The organism is Nocardioides sp. (assembly GCF_050699375.1).
Lineage (GTDB): Bacteria > Actinomycetota > Actinomycetes > Propionibacteriales > Nocardioidaceae > Nocardioides.
The window spans coordinates 1-18,716 of sequence record NZ_JBOHDN010000024.1 but is presented as its reverse complement, the minus strand read 5'-3'; the positions used below and the strand labels follow the sequence as shown (position 1 = coordinate 18,716).

The 18,716-nt window shown below is 68.3% G+C and carries 12 protein-coding genes; 8 read left to right on the top strand and 4 right to left on the bottom strand.

The features are described from left to right. Nucleotides 1-1,266: cation:proton antiporter (locus tag ACRDPS_RS01070; RefSeq protein WP_431499765.1), on the bottom strand; the 1,266-nt coding region annotated here is incomplete at its 3' end. Between the two features lie 149 nt (nt 1,267-1,415). Next, nucleotides 1,416-3,209: a BTAD domain-containing putative transcriptional regulator gene (locus tag ACRDPS_RS01065; protein WP_431499764.1), complete on the bottom strand. Its 1,794-nt coding sequence runs from the start codon at nt 3,207-3,209 to the stop codon at nt 1,416-1,418. A gap of 349 nt (nt 3,210-3,558) precedes the next feature. On the opposite strand from ACRDPS_RS01065, the gene ACRDPS_RS01060 reads away from it, so the two are divergent. Together ACRDPS_RS01060 and ACRDPS_RS01055 are read left to right on the top strand one after the other, a co-directional pair. Continuing rightward, a complete protein-coding gene (locus tag ACRDPS_RS01060; protein WP_431499763.1) occupies nt 3,559-9,807 on the top strand; it encodes a polymorphic toxin-type HINT domain-containing protein in 6,249 nt (2,082 codons plus the stop codon). Beyond that, entirely contained in the window at nt 9,804-10,334 is a 531-nt protein-coding gene (locus ACRDPS_RS01055; RefSeq protein WP_431499762.1) for a hypothetical protein, read from the top strand. The genes ACRDPS_RS01060 and ACRDPS_RS01055 overlap by 4 nt, the downstream gene beginning before the upstream one ends. Before the next feature lie 88 nt (nt 10,335-10,422). On the opposite strand, the gene ACRDPS_RS01050 is transcribed toward ACRDPS_RS01055, so the two are convergent. Continuing rightward, a complete protein-coding gene (locus tag ACRDPS_RS01050; protein ID WP_431499761.1) occupies nt 10,423-10,884 on the bottom strand; it encodes a DUF3817 domain-containing protein in 462 nt (153 codons plus the stop codon). Between the two features lie 172 nt (nt 10,885-11,056). Here ACRDPS_RS01050 and ACRDPS_RS01045 point away from each other — a divergent pair, with 172 nt between their 5' ends. After that, nucleotides 11,057-12,226: a S1C family serine protease gene (locus ACRDPS_RS01045; RefSeq protein ID WP_431499760.1), complete on the top strand. Its 1,170-nt coding sequence runs from the start codon at nt 11,057-11,059 to the stop codon at nt 12,224-12,226. 98 nt (nt 12,227-12,324) lie between these two features. Beyond that, a complete protein-coding gene (locus ACRDPS_RS01040) occupies nt 12,325-13,194 on the top strand; it encodes a glycoside hydrolase family 16 protein (protein ID WP_431499759.1) in 870 nt (289 codons plus the stop codon). A gap of 83 nt (nt 13,195-13,277) precedes the next feature. Here ACRDPS_RS01040 and ACRDPS_RS01035 read toward each other — a convergent pair whose 3' ends face one another. Then, nucleotides 13,278-13,979 (bottom strand): NAD(P)H-dependent oxidoreductase, encoded by a 702-nt coding sequence (locus ACRDPS_RS01035; RefSeq protein ID WP_431499758.1) that lies wholly within the window; start codon nt 13,977-13,979, stop codon nt 13,278-13,280. 176 nt (nt 13,980-14,155) lie between these two features. Here ACRDPS_RS01035 and ACRDPS_RS01030 point away from each other — a divergent pair, with 176 nt between their 5' ends. From ACRDPS_RS01030 to rhaS, 4 genes are all read left to right on the top strand, one after another. Continuing rightward, nucleotides 14,156-15,682: a sugar ABC transporter ATP-binding protein gene (locus ACRDPS_RS01030; protein ID WP_431499757.1), complete on the top strand. Its 1,527-nt coding sequence runs from the start codon at nt 14,156-14,158 to the stop codon at nt 15,680-15,682. Further along, nucleotides 15,679-16,722, top strand: coding sequence for an ABC transporter permease (locus tag ACRDPS_RS01025; RefSeq protein ID WP_431499756.1), 1,044 nt, complete (start codon nt 15,679-15,681; stop codon nt 16,720-16,722). Before ACRDPS_RS01030 ends, ACRDPS_RS01025 begins: the two co-directional genes overlap by 4 nt. Beyond that, nucleotides 16,719-17,795, top strand: a complete 1,077-nt coding sequence (locus ACRDPS_RS01020; protein ID WP_431499755.1) for an ABC transporter permease — start codon at nt 16,719-16,721, stop codon at nt 17,793-17,795. The genes ACRDPS_RS01025 and ACRDPS_RS01020 overlap by 4 nt, the downstream gene beginning before the upstream one ends. 5 nt (nt 17,796-17,800) lie before the next feature. Further along, the coding region (gene rhaS / locus ACRDPS_RS01015; protein ID WP_431499754.1) for a rhamnose ABC transporter substrate-binding protein at nt 17,801-18,716 on the top strand (916 nt) is incomplete at its 3' end.

The following is an 18,716-nucleotide window of genomic DNA, read 5'->3' as shown; positions in this document are numbered from 1 at the left end:
ATCGATGCGGGCCATGACCGGGGTGGCGAGGACGCCGTGGATCAAGACCGAGGCGACGACGGTGAAGGCGACCGTCGACCACAGCCAGTCCTGGGCCAACGCCGGATCCTTGCCGGCGGCGTACGCGAGATAGTAGATGGATCCGACTCCACGGACTCCGAAGAACGCCGTGGCCAAACGTTGCCGTCGGGTGAGCGCGGCCGCTACGGCACCTCGACGAGGCCAGGGCGCGAGAGCCACGATCCCCGCGACCGGACGGACGAGCAGGATCAGGGCCAGCCCGATGGCGATCCCTCGCCAGTCGAGGGCTTCCAGCAGGCCACGGGTGAGCGCGATGCCGAGGATGAGCAGGACGAAGAGCGTCAGCAGCCGCTCGAGCCGCTCGGCGACCTCGTGCATGGCTGCGTGGTAGTCGTGCGACCGTTCGGCGGAACGGAAGGCCATGGCGCAGACGAAGACGGAGAGGAAGCCGTAGCCGCCGAGAACCTCGCCGACGCCGTACGCTCCGATCAGTGCGGCGAGCGCGAGCAGCGACTCGCCTCGTTCCGCGACCCGCAGGGACCGGTTGCTGGACCGGAAGGCGATGTAGGCGAGCACCTTCCCCATGAAGATGCCGGCGAGTACGCCGATCACGACCTTCGCCACGAGGTAGAAGCCCACCCACTCCAGAGCCCAGCTCGACACGGCGCCTTCGGTGGCGAGCAGGATCGCCAGGTAGACGAACGGGAAGGCGAGGCTGTCGTTGAGACCTGCCTCCGAGGTGAGCGCGAAACGGAGCTCGTCGCTCTCGTCGACCTCGTGGTCACCGGTCTGCGGACCGGCAACCTGTACGTCGGAGGCGAGCACCGGATCAGTGGGTGCCAGCGCCGCGCCCAGGAGCAGCGCCACGGCGGGCGCCAGCCCGGCCGCCCAGCCGAGGGCTGCGACGGCGGCGATGGTGAGCGGCATCCCGATCGCCAGCAACCGCCACGTCGGGGACCACTGGCGCCAGCTCCTCCACCTCCGGATCTCGAGCGGGCGGTCCAGTGCCAGCCCGACACCCATCAGCGCCACGATGACGACCAGCTCGGTCGTGTGCTCGATCGCGGCTCGGTTGGCCTGCGGGTCCAGCGGGAGACCGTCGGGGAGCGGGGTCAGCCCGATCAGCATCCCGACCCCGACCAGGACCATCGGAGCCGAGATCGCCCACCGGTTGAGGAGATCGGGCAGCACGATGGCAAGCAGCAGACTGGCCCCGGCAACCACGTAGGCCAGGTCGGCGGTCATAGCTACATCGCCCCGATTCGTCGCGTCGCAGGTTCAGCGTGGCCAGCCTTCCTCAACCAGGTTACGTACGTGGCAGCCGACCCGCGGAGCAGGGGTTTCGGTCCTGCCGGGAGTCACCTGACGTGGCCCGGGCAGAGTGCGGGCGGCGGTCAGGACGAGGTGACGCACTCACGTGCGTAGGAGCGCAGAAGGTGGTGGGTGCGGTAACGGTCGCGACCGGAGCGTTCGAGCAGCCCGCAGTCGCACAACGAGGCGAGGACCCGCCGGGTCTCGGCTTCCGGGAGAGCGAGGAGCGATGCGGCCCGGAGCAGAGTGAACTCATCGGTGCCGGTGAGGCCGGTGAGACAGAACGCGCGGGCCGCCGACGGGGAGAGCCGTCGGTAGGAGAGCGAGAACGCGGCGGCCAGCGATGTCTCAGGATGGTCATCGTCGGCGTCATCGGTACGCAGGAAGTCCAGCGGTGCCTCAACGCTCAGTGCTCGGACCTGGTCACCGACGGAGCCGAGGTTGTCGTCGGCGAGGTTCGCGGCAGCGATGCGGATAGCAAGGGGCAGGCCGGCGCAGACGTCGGCCAGGGTCTCGATGGGGTCGGGGTCCTGGCCGGACCTTTGCGGCCCGACTAGCCTGGTGAGCAGCTCGCGCGCGTCCGTGTCGGTCATCGGCGTGATCGGGTGCCGGCGTACGTGACCGGACGCCACCAGCCCGGACATGGTGTGCCTGCTCGTGACCAGTGCGAGGCTCCCGGTCGGTGGGATCAGCGGGGCAAGCTGGTCGGCGTCGGCGGCATTGTCGAGGACCAGCAGCACCCTGCGTCCGGCGAGCGCGGTGCGGTAGAGCCCTATCGCCTCGTCTTCGTCCTTCGGGACCTGATCGGCCGGGGTGCCGAGCGAATGCAGACAGTGGATCAGCGCCTGCCTCGGCGGCAGCGGTCGACTGGGGGAGAAGCCGCGGAGATCGAGATGGATCTGGCCGTCCGGGAACCGGTCGGCAACCTCGTGGGCGGCTTGTACGGCGAGCGCCGTCTTGCCGATGCCTCCCCAGCCCGACAGGAGGAGCGCCGAGGGCTCGGATCTCTCGTGCCTGGCCGCGAGGATCCAGTCGGTGACCGCGGTGAGCTCACCGACTCGCCCGGTGAAGTCGCTGACCGGGGCCGGCAGCTGTCGAGGTATGACGGCAACGGTGCCGATCGGGGCGGGTCGAGGCTGCGGCACCACGACGGTTTCGCTGCTCTCTTCGAGGATCCGTGCGTGCAGCGCTGTCAGCGCTCCGCCCGGTGAGACTCCGAGCTCCTGACCGAGGAGGCGGTAGACGCGACGGTAGGAGGCGAGCGCCTCCGCAGTGCGTCCGGACTCGTGCAGTGCGCGTAGGAGCAGCTCCCAGCGATGCTCCCGCAGCGGCTCCATGTCGACCATCGCCCGCAGCTCGGCGACGAGGTCGGCCGCCGCGCGGCCTCGGCGGATCTCGGCGTCGGCCCAGGCCTCGCGGATCACGGAGCGGAGCTCGTCGAGCCGGTCCGCCTCGATCCGGGCCGGGCCACGAAGGGGATTGCCGAGAGCGGGGCCCTCCCAGAGATCCAGCGCCTGCCGCAGGCTCGCGGCCGCATGATCGGCCCGGCCTGCTTCGAGGGCGATCCGCCCATCGGTGGCAAGGGTCTCGAAGACCATCGCGTCGGTGTCGGCCGGTCCGAGCAACAGCTCGTACCCCGCGGAGCGGGTGCCGACGAGAGCGCCGTCAGACAGAAGCTTGCGCAGCCGCGAGACGTAGCCGTGCACCTGGTTGGTCGCGGTCTCCGGAGCGGCGTCGGGCCAGAGCTCCTCGATCAGACTGTCGATGCTCACCGGCATCCCGGCACTGACCACGAGGCGGGAGAGCATGCCTTGGAGCTTCGGGGTGCGTACGCGTTCCCACGAGTCGTCGCGTCGGACCGCGATCGGCCCCAGCACCCGGATATGCAACAGAACGCCCCCGGAACTCGTCCTTGCGCCGGGCAGACCGTGTCCACATCCCGCGGGCGGCACCTCGAGCGCACTTGTAATCAGGTTACTGGAGCCCGCCGGAAGGGTTACAGCGAATTATGGAGACCACCGTCGGACCTTTCGCCATGGAGCCGACGGCCGGAAACCCGGGAGCGCCGGCATACAGGTTTGCTACAGGTTCGATAAAGGCAGGCCGGGCAGGTTAAGAGCCGCACTCAACCTGCTCACTCAGGCCGAGAGCTTGTGATTCCCCCGCATCGAGCCATTCCCGCTGTTGCTGGGCAACGCAGGACGCAGGCCGATGGGGGATCTCGCAATGTCTCGGTTACGTCGGCTCGGCGCCCTTCTGGCGCGCGGGCAACGTCGCAACGTCGCGGTTGGCGTGACGGTCGCGCTGCTCGCCTCGCTCCTCGCGATCATCACCATGGCCACACCGGCGTCGGCGGCCGTCGCGCCGACGGCGAAGCCCGGGCAGGGCCCGGTCGCGAGGGCCCTGCCGGGCTCGGTGCGCCGCTCGAAGAGCTACGCGGCCGACGAGCGCCCGCCGGTGGTGCCCGAGGGCACGGATGCCAGCCCCGAGGTGCGCAAGGTGTCGCGCGGGTCGTTCAACGCGATGATGTCGGGCGCTCGTACGTTGGCGGACAAGGGTGCCTTCACCGGGGTCAAGCTGCGGTCCGGGTTCGCCTTGGGTGACACCTCGCTGGTGGCGTACTTCAACGGGGACAAGGTCGATCGTCGCTGGACGCACGCGGTCTTCCGGCTCTACGAGACCGGTGACCCGAAGGTGCAGGAGTCCAAGGCGGTCACCCGCGAGGAGCTGACCGGACTACGGTTCTGCGGAAGCCAGGGCGAGTACTGCCGTACGTTCGGGATGCTGGACGGCTGGAAGCTGAGCCCGAAGAAGAGCTACGTGATGACGATCGCCGCTCGGCTGCCCGGCGGCAAGGAGCTGGTCTCCGACCGGTCGGGGGCGACGAAGCCACGCAAGTCGATCGTGCCGCCGAGCATCCCCGACGACCAGGCCGCGGGCTGCGGATGCGCGAACGCGCTGAGCCCGACCGAGTCCGCTCAGGCGACCCGCGGGATCGGGGTCAACACCGGCACCGGTGCCTTCGTGAGGGTGGAGTCCGACCTGCAGATGGCGTCCTTCGGGGTGCAGTTCGCCTCCGCGCGCACCTACTCCTCGAGGAACTCCAAGGAAGGCCCGCTCGGGTTCGGCTGGGCGTGGTCCTACGACATGAGCGTCACCGGGCGTGACGACGGGGCAGTGGTGGTGCGCGCCGAGGACGGCGCCGAGGCGCTCTACAAGTCCGACGGGGACGGCGGGTTCAACAGGCCGGCCGGGGTGAGGTCGAACCTCGAGCGCTCGGGGAAGGGCTACGCGCTGGTGACTCCGACACAGGTGCGCTACACCTTCGACGCCGCCGGCCGACTGGTCTCGGTGCTCAATCCGCGCGAGGTCGGCGTACGCCTCTCCTACTCGGACGACAGGATCGTGCTCACCGACGCCTCCGGGCGCGAGACCACCGCATCGCTCGACGAGGACGGCCTGATCCGGATGATCAAGCTGCCCGATCACCGCAAGGTGCGCTACTTCTACGAGGACGGGCTGCTGGTCAAGGTGAAGGACGCGCGGGGGAACCCGTGGCGCTACACCTACGACAGCAAGGCCCGCCTCGTTGGCGTCACCGACCCGAACGACCAGCCGACCGTACGCAACACCTACGGCGAGGACGGCCGTATGGCGCGCCAGGTCGACGCTGAAGGTGCGCCGATGACTTTCGCCTGGGACGCGGCGAAGCAGGAGGCGCGAACCACCGACGCCGACGACGTCTCCGTCTATGACGGCTACCGCGGCAACGTGCTGGTCTACAGCCAGCGCGCCACCGGCGACTCGGACAACCACCGCTACAACAAGCGGCTGGACCGCAACCTCGTGGTCAACGGCAACGGCTATCAGCACCGCACCCAGTTCGACCTGCGTGGCAACCCGACCCAGATGATGGCGCCGCAGGGGATGAAGGTGAAGGAGAAGACCGAGTACGACGACCGGAACAACCCGACCAAGTTCACCGACGCCGACGGCAACGTGTGGCGCAACGACTACAACAAGTACAACGAGCTCGTCTCGAGCACCGACGCCAAGGGCAACAAGGTCACCCACGCCTACGACGACCGGGGCCTGCCCACCCGCACCACCGACCAACGCGGGAAGGTCACCCGCTATGAGTACTACGGCCGAGGCCCTGCGTACGGGATGCTCAAGGCGGTCGTGACCCCGGAGGGGCGGCGCTCGGAGGTGGAGTACGACCGCACCGGTCGTGTCGTCGGGCAGGTGGATCCGCGCTACTTCGAGGCTCGTGAGGCCAGCGAGAAGAGACGTAGGCACGGGTTGCTCGACTGGCTGTGGCGGCACCACGACCATCGTGACGACTGGACGACGCGGGTCCGCTACGACGAGCAGGACCGGGTCATCGAGACGATCCAGCCGGGCAAGCAGGGCACCTCGAAGTCGCGCTATGACGATGTCGGCCGGATGGTCGAGTCGCGTTCGCCCGAAGGTGTCGAGACGCACTACACCTACCTGCGCTCGGGGCTGCCCGAGTCGGTGCGGACGGGCGAGCGGAAGACCTCTACCGAATATACGAAGGCCGGCCGCACCAAGGCCGAGCGCGTCCACATGCGCGACGCCCCCGACTTGGTCACGTCCTACACCTATGACGGGAAAGGCCTGGTCAAGACGGTGATCTCGCCGCGCGGGAACATGCCCGGCGCGGACAAGGCCGACTTCCGCACGACCTACTTCTACGACGGCGACGACAACCCGATCCGGGTGCGGATGCCCTACCCGGGCAAGCCCGGATACGTCGATCGCGACATCAAGGTCGACCAGCTCGACCGCACGACGGCCACGATCGACGAGCTCAACAACAGCGCCGCCTTCAAGCGCGACAAGACCGGGCAGCTCACCCAGGCCAGCGACACCATGGGCCGCAAGATCTCGATGGCGTACGACAAGAACGGGCAGCAGACCGAACGCCGCGACGCCAGCGGCAGCACCACCCGAACCGTCTACGACAAGGCCGGCAACAAGATCCGCGAGACCTCACCGGTCGGCGGCACCACCAGCTACGAGTACGACGACGACGGCCTGCTCGTCGCGGTGACCGAGCCGCGCGGCAACGTCGAGGGAGCCGACCCCGCGAAGTACACGACCCGCTACGAGTACGACGCCGCGGGCAACATGATCCGCGAGACCGATCCGCTCGGTCACGCCAGCGAGCGGACGTACGACCTGACCAACCGTCCGGTGAGGACGACCGACGCCCGTGGCAACTCCACGGAGGTCCGCTATCGCGACGACGACCAGGTCGCGGCGGTCCGTAACGCCGACGCGAAGCACTGGGGCGACTCGACGCGGATGCACTACGACCGCGACGGCCTGCTGACCCGGGTCGAGGATCCTCACGGTCGCGACAGCCGCACCTTCTACGACGACGCCGGTCGGCCCAGCCTGACGATCGACCCGCTCGGTCGTCGCACCGAGGTCGGCTACGACGCGGAGAACAACGTCACCTCCTCGATCACGACCGGACGCCACGAGCATCTCGACGAGGACGAGCGTGCGGCCAAGACCATGACCTCGGTCTATGACTTGCGCGGGCGGCTGACCGAGCAGAAGCTCGGGACCGAGGGCCCGACCTACAGCTACGGCTATGACGCCAAGGATCGGACCACCTCCTTCGTCGACCCCAACGGCACCCGCAAGGTCACCTACGACGACGAGGACCAGATCCAGCGGGTGACCCGCACCGAGGACGGTGGCTTCGCCCAGACGTTCCGCTACGACTACGACCAGCGCGGCAACATCACCTCGAAGCACTACCCCGACGGGACCGAGATCTCGCAGACCTACGACAAGGACTCCCGGCCGACCTCGCTGACCGCTTCCGGTGGGTCAGCCGGCCCGGATCCGTCCACCTGGAAGTTCGGGTACGACGTCGCCGGCCGCCGCACCAGCACCACCATGCCGGCGTCGACCGGTCTCGTCGAGAAGCGTGCCTACGACCGCGCCGGCCGGCTGACGTCGATCGGCACCAAACGCGCCAGCGGGACCGACCCGCCGCCAGGCGTGGACGACCCGGTCTCCGCCTTCGAGCTGGACCTCGACGAGGTCGGCAACCCGACCCGCACCCAGACGACGCGCGGCGACAAGACGGAGTCGGTCGCCTACGCCTACGACGACATGAACCGGGTCGAGTCGGCCTGCTACGACGCCGCCGAGTGCGACCGGCACGAGAAGGCGTCTGGACGGATCGACTACTCCTACGACCTCGTCGGCAACCGCACCAGCCAGCGGCGCACCGGCAGCGCCGGGCACGACTTCACGAAGTACTCCTACGACCGCGCCAACCAGCTCGTCGCCACCGTGAAGGCCGAGAAGGGCCGCTTCCCGAGCAAGACGACCTACGACTACGACGTACGCGGCAACCAGACCCGCGAGGGCAAGAAGCACTTCGACTACAACCTCGACAACACCCTCGCCTCCGCCACCGTCGCCGGGAAGACGACGAAGTACACCTACGACGCCTCTCGGATGCGGCAGACCGCGAAGAGTGGCTCCGGCTCCGACGCGGAGACCCGCCGCTGGACGTGGGACACCAACGGCTCCCTCGAGCAGATCGCGCTCGACACCGTCACCACCTCGTCCGGGACGCAGCGTCAGGGGTTCGCCTTCGGCCCCGACGACGAACCGCTCGCGCTGCTCGAGTCCGAGGGCGGCGCGCACGCCTACACCCACGACTGGCTCGGCGGCATCGCCAACATGCTCACCCCTGGCGGCGAGGTCGAGGACGGCTACGACTACGACCCATTCGGCCAATCTCGATCCGGACCCACGCTGGCCGACGGTGGCGGCGGTACGTCCGAGCCGTCGGTCGACAACCCGATGAAGTTCACCGGGGCGTACCAGGACGACTCGACCGGCGAAGGCAACTACCACCTCCGCGCCCGGACCTATAACCCCAGCTCCGGCCGCTTCACCTCCGTCGACCCGATCGCCGGCGACGGGCCCGGCGCCTCTCCCTACGTGTACGCCCGGAACAACCCGACGACCTACACCGACCCCACCGGCGAGCAGGTGGCGATCGACGGCGGCGGCGGCTCCGCGGCCGGCGCGACGTCCGACTCCGCGAACCCGGACACGACCAAGACGCCCGAGGTCCCGCCCGGCCCGAGCCCCGAGGACCTGGCCTGGGCCAACAAGATCCAGTCGACCACCATCCTCGACGTCGTCATCCAGGGCGGCGGCGCGATCCTGATGGAGGTCCTCGGCGTCACCGACGTCATCAACTGCCTCAAGGGCGACCTCGGCGCCTGCGTCTCCGCCGTCGTCGGCGCCCTGCCCTGGGGCAAGATCTTCAAGGCCCCCAAGATCGCCGAGGGCATCTACAAGGCCGGCAAGGCCGTCGTCTCCTTCATCGAGAAGTCCCGCGTCGCCAAGAAGATCCTCCAAGGCGCCGCCAAGGCCAAGAAGGCCATCGCCGAAGCCAAGGCCGCCGCCGCTGCGGCCGCACGCTCGGCGGCCAAGAAGGCTGCCGCCGCTAAGGCTGCTGCTAAGGCCAAGGCTAAGAAGGCCGCCGCTGCCGCCGCTGCCAAGGCGCGGCAGCAGGCGTCGAAGAAGAAGGCTGCTACCACCGGCAAGGGTGATGGGGCGCCGAAGGATCCGGAACCGGCCGGTGGCAGTCGTTCATCTGGCGGCGACGGGGGATCGTGCCCCTTGAGGAACTCATTTACCGCCGATACCCGGGTCTTGATGGGCGACGGGACCACCAAACCCATCAGCAAGGTCAAACGTGGAGACCGTGTCGCCGCTACAGATCCAGTTACAGGCAAGAAGGGCTCCCGCAAGGTCACAGCCCTCATCCACCACGCGGGCCCGCATGGCGTCGTGACGGTGACGCTGAAGGACGGGAGTCACGTCAAGGGCACGGACGAGCACCCCTTCTGGGTCGTGAACGAAGGAAAGCGCGGCGGATGGGTTGACGCTGGCGACCTGCGCACCGGCGACAAGCTCCGAACTTCGGCCGGGACCGTGGTTCAGGTGAGCGCGGTCAAGGTAAGGCGCGCCCACATTGCGGCGCACAACCTAACGGTGGATGGCCTTCACACCTATTACGTGCTTGCTGGGGATACGCCGGTCCTTGTTCACAACTGTGTCCAGCAGAACAAGGCCGTAGGGGACGCCGCCTCTGATGCGATCGCTGCGCGGTACCCCGGTTCCGGGCGGGAAGTCACGTTGCAGGCCATGAGTGGGACACGTCGTCTCGATGTTTTGACACCCGATGGCTTGGCGATCGAGTCCAAGGTCGGACGCACGGGTTTGGGTAGTCGAGAGCGACAGGAGATCGCGCGGGACGTGGAGCTTCTGAACGATCGGAACAGCCCAGTGCAAAAGTTGATGTGGGAGTTCTCCACGAGCCCGACGACAGGGCGAGGTGGGCCGACCCCCAAACTGATCGCGGAACTTCTCCGCAACCAGATCCCATTTACGGTGGTGCGATGAGTGTCACGTGGGGCGAGTACTCGCCATTCGATCCGGGAGTCACGCAGCCTCTGCATGAGGTGACGAGGCGCGAAGCGCGTGCGGCATTCAGGCGATTGATGGATGCCAAAGACGAACGCGTTCTGGAAGTGCGCCGCCTTCTGGCAGACAACGGTGTAACCCTCGCTTCGGATGACGCCGGTCTGCAAGCCGCCAACGATTGGTTTCGAAGCGAGGTTGAGGGCGATCCGCAGACAGGGCGGCTTCGAAATGAGTGGTACGCCGTCGTCAACGATCTAGCGCTCTTCCTGGGCGATGTGATGATCGAGCGCTGCCCGAACCTGATGTGGGTCATGTTCGACAAAGGGAAGCGGGATATTGCCTTCCAGCGTCATGTAATCATGGGGTTCGCACGCGTGCCGAACCCGAAGTACAACGTCGACATCGACCGGCTACTGGCAACATATGGGCATCGGATCGTCGGGGGCGAGGGCGTGGAGGCTGATGCTTTCGTGACTTGGGTAGCGGGATCAGTCGCGAAGTGCTGAGAATCTGAACGCGGCGCGGAGGTGGCGATCGCTTGCCGAGTCACTGCCACTTCTAGCAAGCCGGTGACCGACATGTGTTCGCTTTGAGTCAGCCGACAGGCGGCCCAGCGACGAGCGCGACGACGGTCAGCGCGGCGACGCTGGCAAGGCCAGCAGCCAGACCGCGGACCGGGTTGCGCAGGAGCCAGGCGAGCGGACGCTCGAGCGGTCGGGCGGGGGACTCGCCGATGAGGCGCCAGGTCAGCGCGACGAGGCCGCGGCGCTCGGCGTAGCGCTCGAACCAGAGGGTGAGGAGCGGCGGGATCGAGGAGGCGAGGCCGGCGAGGAGGCGGCCGAAGGACCAGCGCTGGTCGACCGCGACCGCGACGGTGGTCACGCAGTAGGTGATGAACACGATGCCGTGCAGCATCCCGAAGATGCTGACTCCGAGCTCGGTCGTCTCGGTGACGTACTTCAGGAACATGCCAATGAGCAGTCCCGTCCAGGTCACGGCCTCGGCGGTGGCGACGATGCGAAAGAGACGAGACGGCGAGCGAAGAAGAGCGGGCACGGGCGAAGCATATTCAGGCAATCTGACTGTTTCATGAGAGCCCGGGACACAGGGATGGACATCACCGATCCGGAGGTCGTGGCCGATTCCCAGGCAGCTCCTGACCTGTCCACAGCAAGCCCACAGCGATCGAGCGGAGTCTTGAGGCATCAACAGTCTCAAGGAGGACCCGATGTCCCGCTCCCGTCGTCTTCGCCAGTCCCTCGTCGCCGTTCTGGCGATCCCGCTCGTTGCGATCCCGCTCGCCACCCCGGCACTCGCCGCGGCAGCGGTGAGCGCCACCAAGACGTACGCGGCCGAGTCCGGTCCCGGGTACGACCTCGGCTATCCGTACGACAGCTACGGCACCTACGGGGGCAGCGGTGGTTATGGCGGTGGCTACGGCGGCGGGACCCTGAACCCCTACCGGCAGAGCCTCGGCACCTCGTCCGCGACGGTCGACTCCGAGCCCGCGACCGACTCCGAGTCGACCGGGGTCGTGCTGGTCAACACCGCGGTCGGCTACGGGACCGCCCAGGGCGCGGGCACGGGGCTGACGATCACCGGCGACGGGATCGTGGTGACCAACCACCACGTCGTCGAGGGCGCCACCTCGATCACGGTCACCGATCCGAGCACGGGGAAGACGTACGACGCGACCGTCCTCGGCTACGACGACGTCCACGACGTCGCGGTGCTGCAGCTCGAGGACGCCTCGGGGCTCTCGACCGTCGCGACCGACCGGGACCCCGCCACCCAGGGCCAGGTGGTCACCTCGGTCGGCAATGCCGACGGACAGGGTGAGCTCTCGGCGGCGGACGGCACCGTCACCAACCCGAGCACCGCGATCACCGTCAACAACGAGGACGGCACCGCCTCCGACCTCAGCGACCTGGTCGAGACCGACGCCGACGTCGTCTCCGGCGACTCCGGAGGAGCGCTGCTGGACGAGGACGGTGAGGTCATCGGGATGAACGTCGCCGCGACCTCGGGTTCGGCGGAGATCTCCGGCTATGCCATCCCGATCGACACCGTGCTCGACATCGCTGCCCAGGTCATCGCCGGTGAGGAGTCGGGCGACGTCGAGATCGGTGGCTCGGCTGCCGCGCTCGGAGTCCAGGTCGACACCACCGACTCGACGCGGGTGGTCGGCGTCATCGAGGGCGGCGCCGCCGAGGCGGCCGCGATCACTGAAGGCAGCACGATCACCGCCGTCGACGGCACGGAGGTGGCGAGCCTCGACGACATCACCTCGGTCCTGGCCGACCACGAGCCCGGCGACGAGATATCGGTCGGCTGGACCGACTCCACCGGCGAGGCTCGCACCGCAACGGTCACCCTGGGGGAGGGTCCGGTCGTCTGACCTCGGCGTACGGCCGCGTGGGGATTTCGTTCCGGAGGACGGTAAATAACTGTAAGGTCGCCTTACAGTTAACCCCCGCGTACGCGAAGGAGCGTTCGATGCGAAGCTCGAGGATCCGCACCATCCGCACCACACTCACGGCGACCGCCGCCCTGGCTCTCGTCCTTTCCGCCCCGCTCGCTGCCCCGGCCGCCGTGCCGGACGCCGAAGGCGGTGGCTCGGGTCAGGCCCCGAAGGCACCCGAGGCGGCCGCCCTGACCTGGTCCGACGAGTTCGACGGCGCCGCCGGCAGCGCCCCGAACGCCGCCAACTGGAACCACGAGACCGGAGGTGGCGGCTGGGGCAACAACGAGCTGCAGACGTACACCGACTCCCGCGAGAACTCCGCGCTCGACGGCAACGGCAACCTGGTGATCACCGCCCGGCGGAACGGCAGCGGCTACACCTCGGCCCGGATGACCACCAAGGGCAAGGTCCAGCCGAAGTACGGGCGCCTGGAGGCGCGGATCCAGATACCGCGCGGCCAGGGGATCTGGCCCGCGTTCTGGATGCTGGGCGGCCAGTTCCCGAACACCCCGTGGCCCGACTCCGGCGAGATCGACATCATGGAGAACGTCGGCTACGAGCCCCACATCGTGCACGGGACCCTCCACGGCCCGGGCTACTCGGGTGGCAACCCGATCACCGGGTCCTACATGCACCCGCAGGGCTGGTCCTTCGCCGACACCTTCCACACCTTCGCCGTCGACTGGCAGCCCGGCTCCATCACCTGGTCCGTCGACGGAGTGGCCTACCAGACCTTCACGACGGCCAACACCGGCGGCAATCCCTGGGTCTTCGACCAGCCGTTCTTCTTCATCCTCAACGTCGCGGTCGGCGGCAACTGGCCCGGCAACCCCGACGGCTCGACGCAGTTCCCGCAGAGCATGGTCGTCGACTACGTACGCGTCTACGACTCCCAGCTCTGAGCGGTCTCTCGGATACGACGGGACGTTCTTGTCCGTTACCAACGGGTAGATGGACAAGAACGTCCCGTCGTATCGCGCCGCCCTCAACTGCCTGAGCGGTGGGCGCTGAGGTCGTCCTTGCCCGGCGCGACGGTCGGGTGCAGCTTGATCGTGTGGTCGTAGTGGTCATCGCACATGGGTAGGTAGTCGATCCGTGGCTCCTGTGCCACGCCTTCGAGACGTACGGCCAGGTCGGCCTCGATCCGCTTGAGCCCCTGCTCGTCGATGTCGCCGGTGTCGGTGATCAGGTGCGGTCGCAGCGGGTCCATGCCGGTGTACCAGAACGTGCCGTGGAGCAGCGGCCACAGGACGTCCTCGATGTGGCCGCTGATCCCGCGCGGGCCGAGGGTGGCGGCGCGGTCGCCGGCGGTCACGACGGTCAGGGCGCGCTTGCCGACCAGGCCACCCTTGCCGTACTTGAGCGGCTTGCCGGTCTCCGGATCGGGTACGTCGAAGGCGAACCCCGACTCGAAGACCCGGTCGATCCAGCCCTTGAGGATGGCCGGCACCGAATACCACCACAGCGGGAACTGGAGGACCAGGAGGTCGGCCTCGCGCAGACGGTCCTGGTGGCGGCGTACGTCGGCCCCGCCCGTCTCCACGAGCAGCGGATTGAAACCTTCTCGGTAGAGGTCGATCTCGTCGACGCTCCAGCCGGCCTCGCGGAGCGCGTTGGTGCCCGTCTCGCGCAGCCGTCCGTTCAGCGACGATGCGTGCGGATGTGCCCAGACCCAGAGTGCGTGCATGGCCGGAGAACGCGGTACGCCGCGGCCCGATTCCCGCTCGAGGGCGCAGATTCCTCGAGGGCTGCCCGCTCGACCGTTCCGGCTCGCCCAAATTAGGGCCCGAAGGGTGTTGACGTATGTGACTGCCATCACTAGCGTAAACCGGGCTTGAAACCTTTCAATTCGAGGAGCTGCCCATGACGGACACACCCGCCGCACTGGAGCTGCGGGACGTGGCCAAGTCGTTCGGCCCCGTGCGAGCACTCCGGTCCGGGAGCATTCGGGTCGAGGCCGGGTCGATCCACGCGCTCGTCGGCGAGAACGGCGCCGGGAAGTCGACGCTGGTCAAGATCGTCGCGGGTCTCTACCGCCGCGACGGGGGCGACTACCTGCTCGCGGGGGAGCAGGTCGACTTCCGAAACACCGCCGACGCCAAGCAGGCCGGCGTCGCGGTGATCTACCAGGAGCCGACCCTCTTCCCCGACCTCTCGGTCACCGAGAACATCTTCATGGGACGCCAGCCGACCAACCGCTGGGGCCGGATCGACCGCGGCGCGATGCGCGCCGAAGTCGTCGAGCTCTTCGCCGGTCTCGGCGTCCCGATCGAGCCCGACCGCCCGACCGAGGGCCTCTCGATCGCCGACCAGCAGCTGATCGAGATCGCCAAGGCGCTCTCGCTCGACGCCAAGGTCCTGATCATGGACGAGCCGACCGCGGCCCTCTCGGGCAACGAGGTCGACCGGCTGATGAGCGTCGCTCGCACGCTGCGCGACCAGGGCTGCGCGATCGTCTTCATCTCGCACCGCTTCGACGAGGTCTTCGCGCTGTGCGACACGATCACGGTGATGCGCGACGGCGCCTACATCTCGACCGACCCGATCGTCGAGGTCACCGAGGTCCAGATCGTCCAGCGCCTGGTCGGCCGCGAGGTCTCCGACCTCTACCCGAAGCTCGAGGCCACCCTCGGCAAGCCGCTGCTCGAGGTCAAAGGACTCACCCGCACCGGCCTCTTCCAGGACATCAGCCTCACCGTCCGAGAGGGCGAGATCGTCGGCCTGGCCGGCCTCGTCGGCGCCGGCCGCAGCGAGGTCGCGCAGGCGATCTTCGGCGTCGATCCGTACGAGAGTGGCGAGGTCACCCTCGAGGGGCGACGAGTCCCGCCGGGCGACCCGCGGAAGGCGATCGAGATGGGGATCGCCTTCGTACCCGAGGACCGTCGCCAGCACGGTCTCGTCCTCGACGCGCCGATCTCGCGCAACATCACCCTCCCGATGAGCAACCGGCTCGCCCGGACCGGGCTGATCCACACCGGCATCGAGAACCGGTCGGCCGCGGACTGGGCCGCCCGGCTCGAGGTCAAGGCGGCGACGCTCGACACCCTGGCCGGCACTCTCTCGGGTGGCAACCAGCAGAAGGTCGTCCTGGCCAAGTGGCTCTCCACGCAGCCGAAGGTGCTGATCATCGACGAGCCCACCCGAGGGATCGACGTCGGGACGAAGTCCGAGGTCCACCGGCTGCTCTCGACCCTGGCCCAGGAGGGGCTCGGGGTCCTGATGATCTCCTCCGAGCTGCCCGAGGTGCTCGGCATGGCCGACCGGCTGATCGTCCTCAGCGAGGGCCACCAGACGGCCGAGCTGACCCGCGAGGAGGCGACTCCCGAGGCCGTCATGCGCGCCGCGACCGCCCACCACTCGACCACCCTGAACGTCAGCGAGGCATCATGACCACCACGCTCGACGCGCCCGCCCCGGCCGCGCCGCAGCCCCGCCGCCGGTCGGCCCACAGGCTGACCTGGCTCCTGAAGCAGCGCGAGACCGGCATCGCCGTCGCCTTCGTAGCCCTGCTCGTGGTGACCACGGCGGTGAACCCCAACTTCCTGTTCAGCGCGGACGGCTGGCGCGACCTCACCCTGACCCCCGCGATCCTCGTCTGCCTGGCGATCGGCCAGGCGATGGTGATCGTCACCCGCAACGTCGACCTCAGCGTCGGCTCGACGCTCGGGCTGACGGCGTACCTCGCCGGAAGACTCTTCCTCGACACCGGCCTGCCGGTGGTCGTCGTCGTCCTGGTCGCCGTCGCCGCTGGCGGCGTCCTCGGGCTGGTCAACGGAGCGCTGGTCGCCTTCGCCAAGGTGCCGGCGCTGGTCATCACGCTGGGCACTCTCTACGTCTACCGCGGGATCATGCTCGAGTGGGCCGGCAGCGACCGGATCAACGCCTCCGACATCCCGCCCGGACTGCTCGACTTCGGCACCGGCTCGTTCCTGTACGTCCCCAACCTCGCCTGGATCTCGTTCGCCCTCCTGGCCGGCGCGATCTATCTGATGCGGTCCACGCGCGTCGGCCGCGAGTTCTACGCGATCGGCTCCGACCCCGACGCCGCGACCCTCTACGGGCTGCGCGACAGGCGCCGGGTCCTGCAGGCCTTCGCCACATCGGGAGCGCTCGCCGGGCTCGCCGGCGTCCTGTACGTCTCCCGCTACGGCACCATCAGCTCCGGCGTCGGCCAGGGCATGGAGCTCGAGGCCGTCGGCGCCGCGGTCGTCGGCGGCGTCGCGATCTTCGGTGGCAGCGGCACCGTCCTCGGTGCGGCGCTGGGCGCCTACCTCCTCACCACCATCAACCGTGCGCTCCCGGTCCTGGGCATCCCCGACTTCTGGCAGCAGGCCGTCGTCGGCGCGCTGATCATCGGCGCGATCGTCCTGGACCGCTACTTCGCGCGCCGACAGCACGACAAGCTCCTGGCAGAGAGGGAAGAGAGATGACTCTGCTCGCAGAGAAGTCAGAGGCGAGGACGTACGCCGCGCACGCCAGGCCGTGGTGGCAGCGCACCCTGATGACCCGAGACACCGCGATCATCGCCCTCCTCGTGGTCGTGTGGACGTACGCCTCGATCGCGATCCTCAACTTCTCGGACCCGATCACGGTCTACTTCCTGGTCCTCGACATCGCGCCGATCCTGCTCATAGCGCTGCCGATGACGCTGATCGTCATCACCGGCGAGATCGACCTGTCGGTGGCGAGCATCGTCGGGCTGTCCAGCGTGCTGTTCGGTGTGCTGCACCGCGAGGGCCTCCCGATCGTCCTCGCGATGGTGCTCGCCCTGCTCGCCTGCGCGGTCGCGGGTGCGCTCAACGGAGTGCTCGTCACCCGCTACGGGCTCCCGTCCCTGGCCGTCACGATCGGCACGATGGCCCTCTTCCGCGGCATCGCGGTCGGCGCGCTCGGCACCACGGCGATCACCGACTGGCCCGATGCCTGGGGCGACGTCGTACAGGCCCGGATCGGCGACTCCCAGATCCCGCTGATGACGATCCCGCTGGTCGTGCTGATCGTGGTCTTCGCAGTGGTCCTGCACTTCACGCCGTTCGGGCGAGGCATCTTCGCCGCCGGTCTCAGCAAGGACGCCGCCCGCTTCTCGGGCGTCAACGTCGACCGTACGAAGCTGATCCTGTTCACGCTCAGCGGTCTCGTCTCCGGGTTGGCGGGCATCTACTTCACGCTGCGCTACGGCAACGCACGTGGTGACAACGCCACCGGTATGGAGCTCCAGGTCGTGGCGGCCGTGCTGCTCGGCGGGGTGTCCATCTTCGGCGGCCGCGGTGCCATCCCGGGTGTCATCGCCGGTGTCGTCCTGATCGGGACGATCGGCAGCGCGCTCCGGCTCGACGGCCTCAGCGCCAACATCATCCAGATCATCACCGGCGTACTCCTGATCGCCGCCGTCGTCGCGGCCAGCGTCCTGGGCTGGACGGGGCGTGTCGTCGGCACCCGCCGCCGGGACAGGGCAGACGGCAAGCACAGCTCGGACGAACCATCCCCAACGAAATCGGAGTGAGAGACATGACCAGCAAGTTCCGACGCGCCGGGAGCGCCGTCGCCATCGTGGCGGCCCTCGGCCTCGCCCTCTCCGCCTGTGGCGGCGGGAGCGACAGCGGTGGTGAGGGTGGCAGCGACACCAGCAGCATCACCTTCATCCCGAAGAACCTCGGCAACCCCTACTTCGATGCCTCCGACACGGGTGGCAAGACGGCGGCGAAGGAGATCGGGACCACATGGGAGCAGGTCGGCCCGACCGAGGCGACCCCTGACTCCCAGGTCAGCTTCATCAACACCGCGACCCAGCAGCGTGCCGGTGCGCTCGTCGTCTCGGCGAACGACCCGACGGCGATCGGCGACGCGCTCGAGGAGGCCCGCGACGCCGGCACCAAGGTCGTCACGATGGACTCCGACACCGAGCCGGAGTTCCGCGACGTCTTCGTCAGCCAGGCCGACGCCGCCGGCATCGCCAAGAGCCAGGTCGACCTGATCGCCGAGCAGATCGGCGATTCAGGTGAGGTGGCCATCCTCTCCGCGGCCGCCAACGCCACGAACCAGAACGAGTGGATCAAGCTGATGGAGAAGGAGCTCGCCGAGAACCACCCCGACATCAAGCTCGTCCAGACCGTCTACGGCGACGACGACGATCAGAAGTCCTTCGACAAGACCGCCGGCCTGCTGCAGTCCCACCCGAATCTGAAGGGCATCATCAGCCCGACCACGGTCGGCATCGCGGCAGCCGCCCGCTACCTGTCCGACTCCGAGTACAAGGGCAAGGTCGCGCTGACCGGCCTCGGCACTCCCAACCAGATGCGGGAGTACGTCAAGGACGGCACCGTGAAGTCCTTCGCGCTGTGGGACCCGGAGCAGCTCGGCTACCTGTCGGCATTCGCGGCCGACGCGCTCGCCTCCGGTGACATCGAGGGCAAAGAGGGCGACA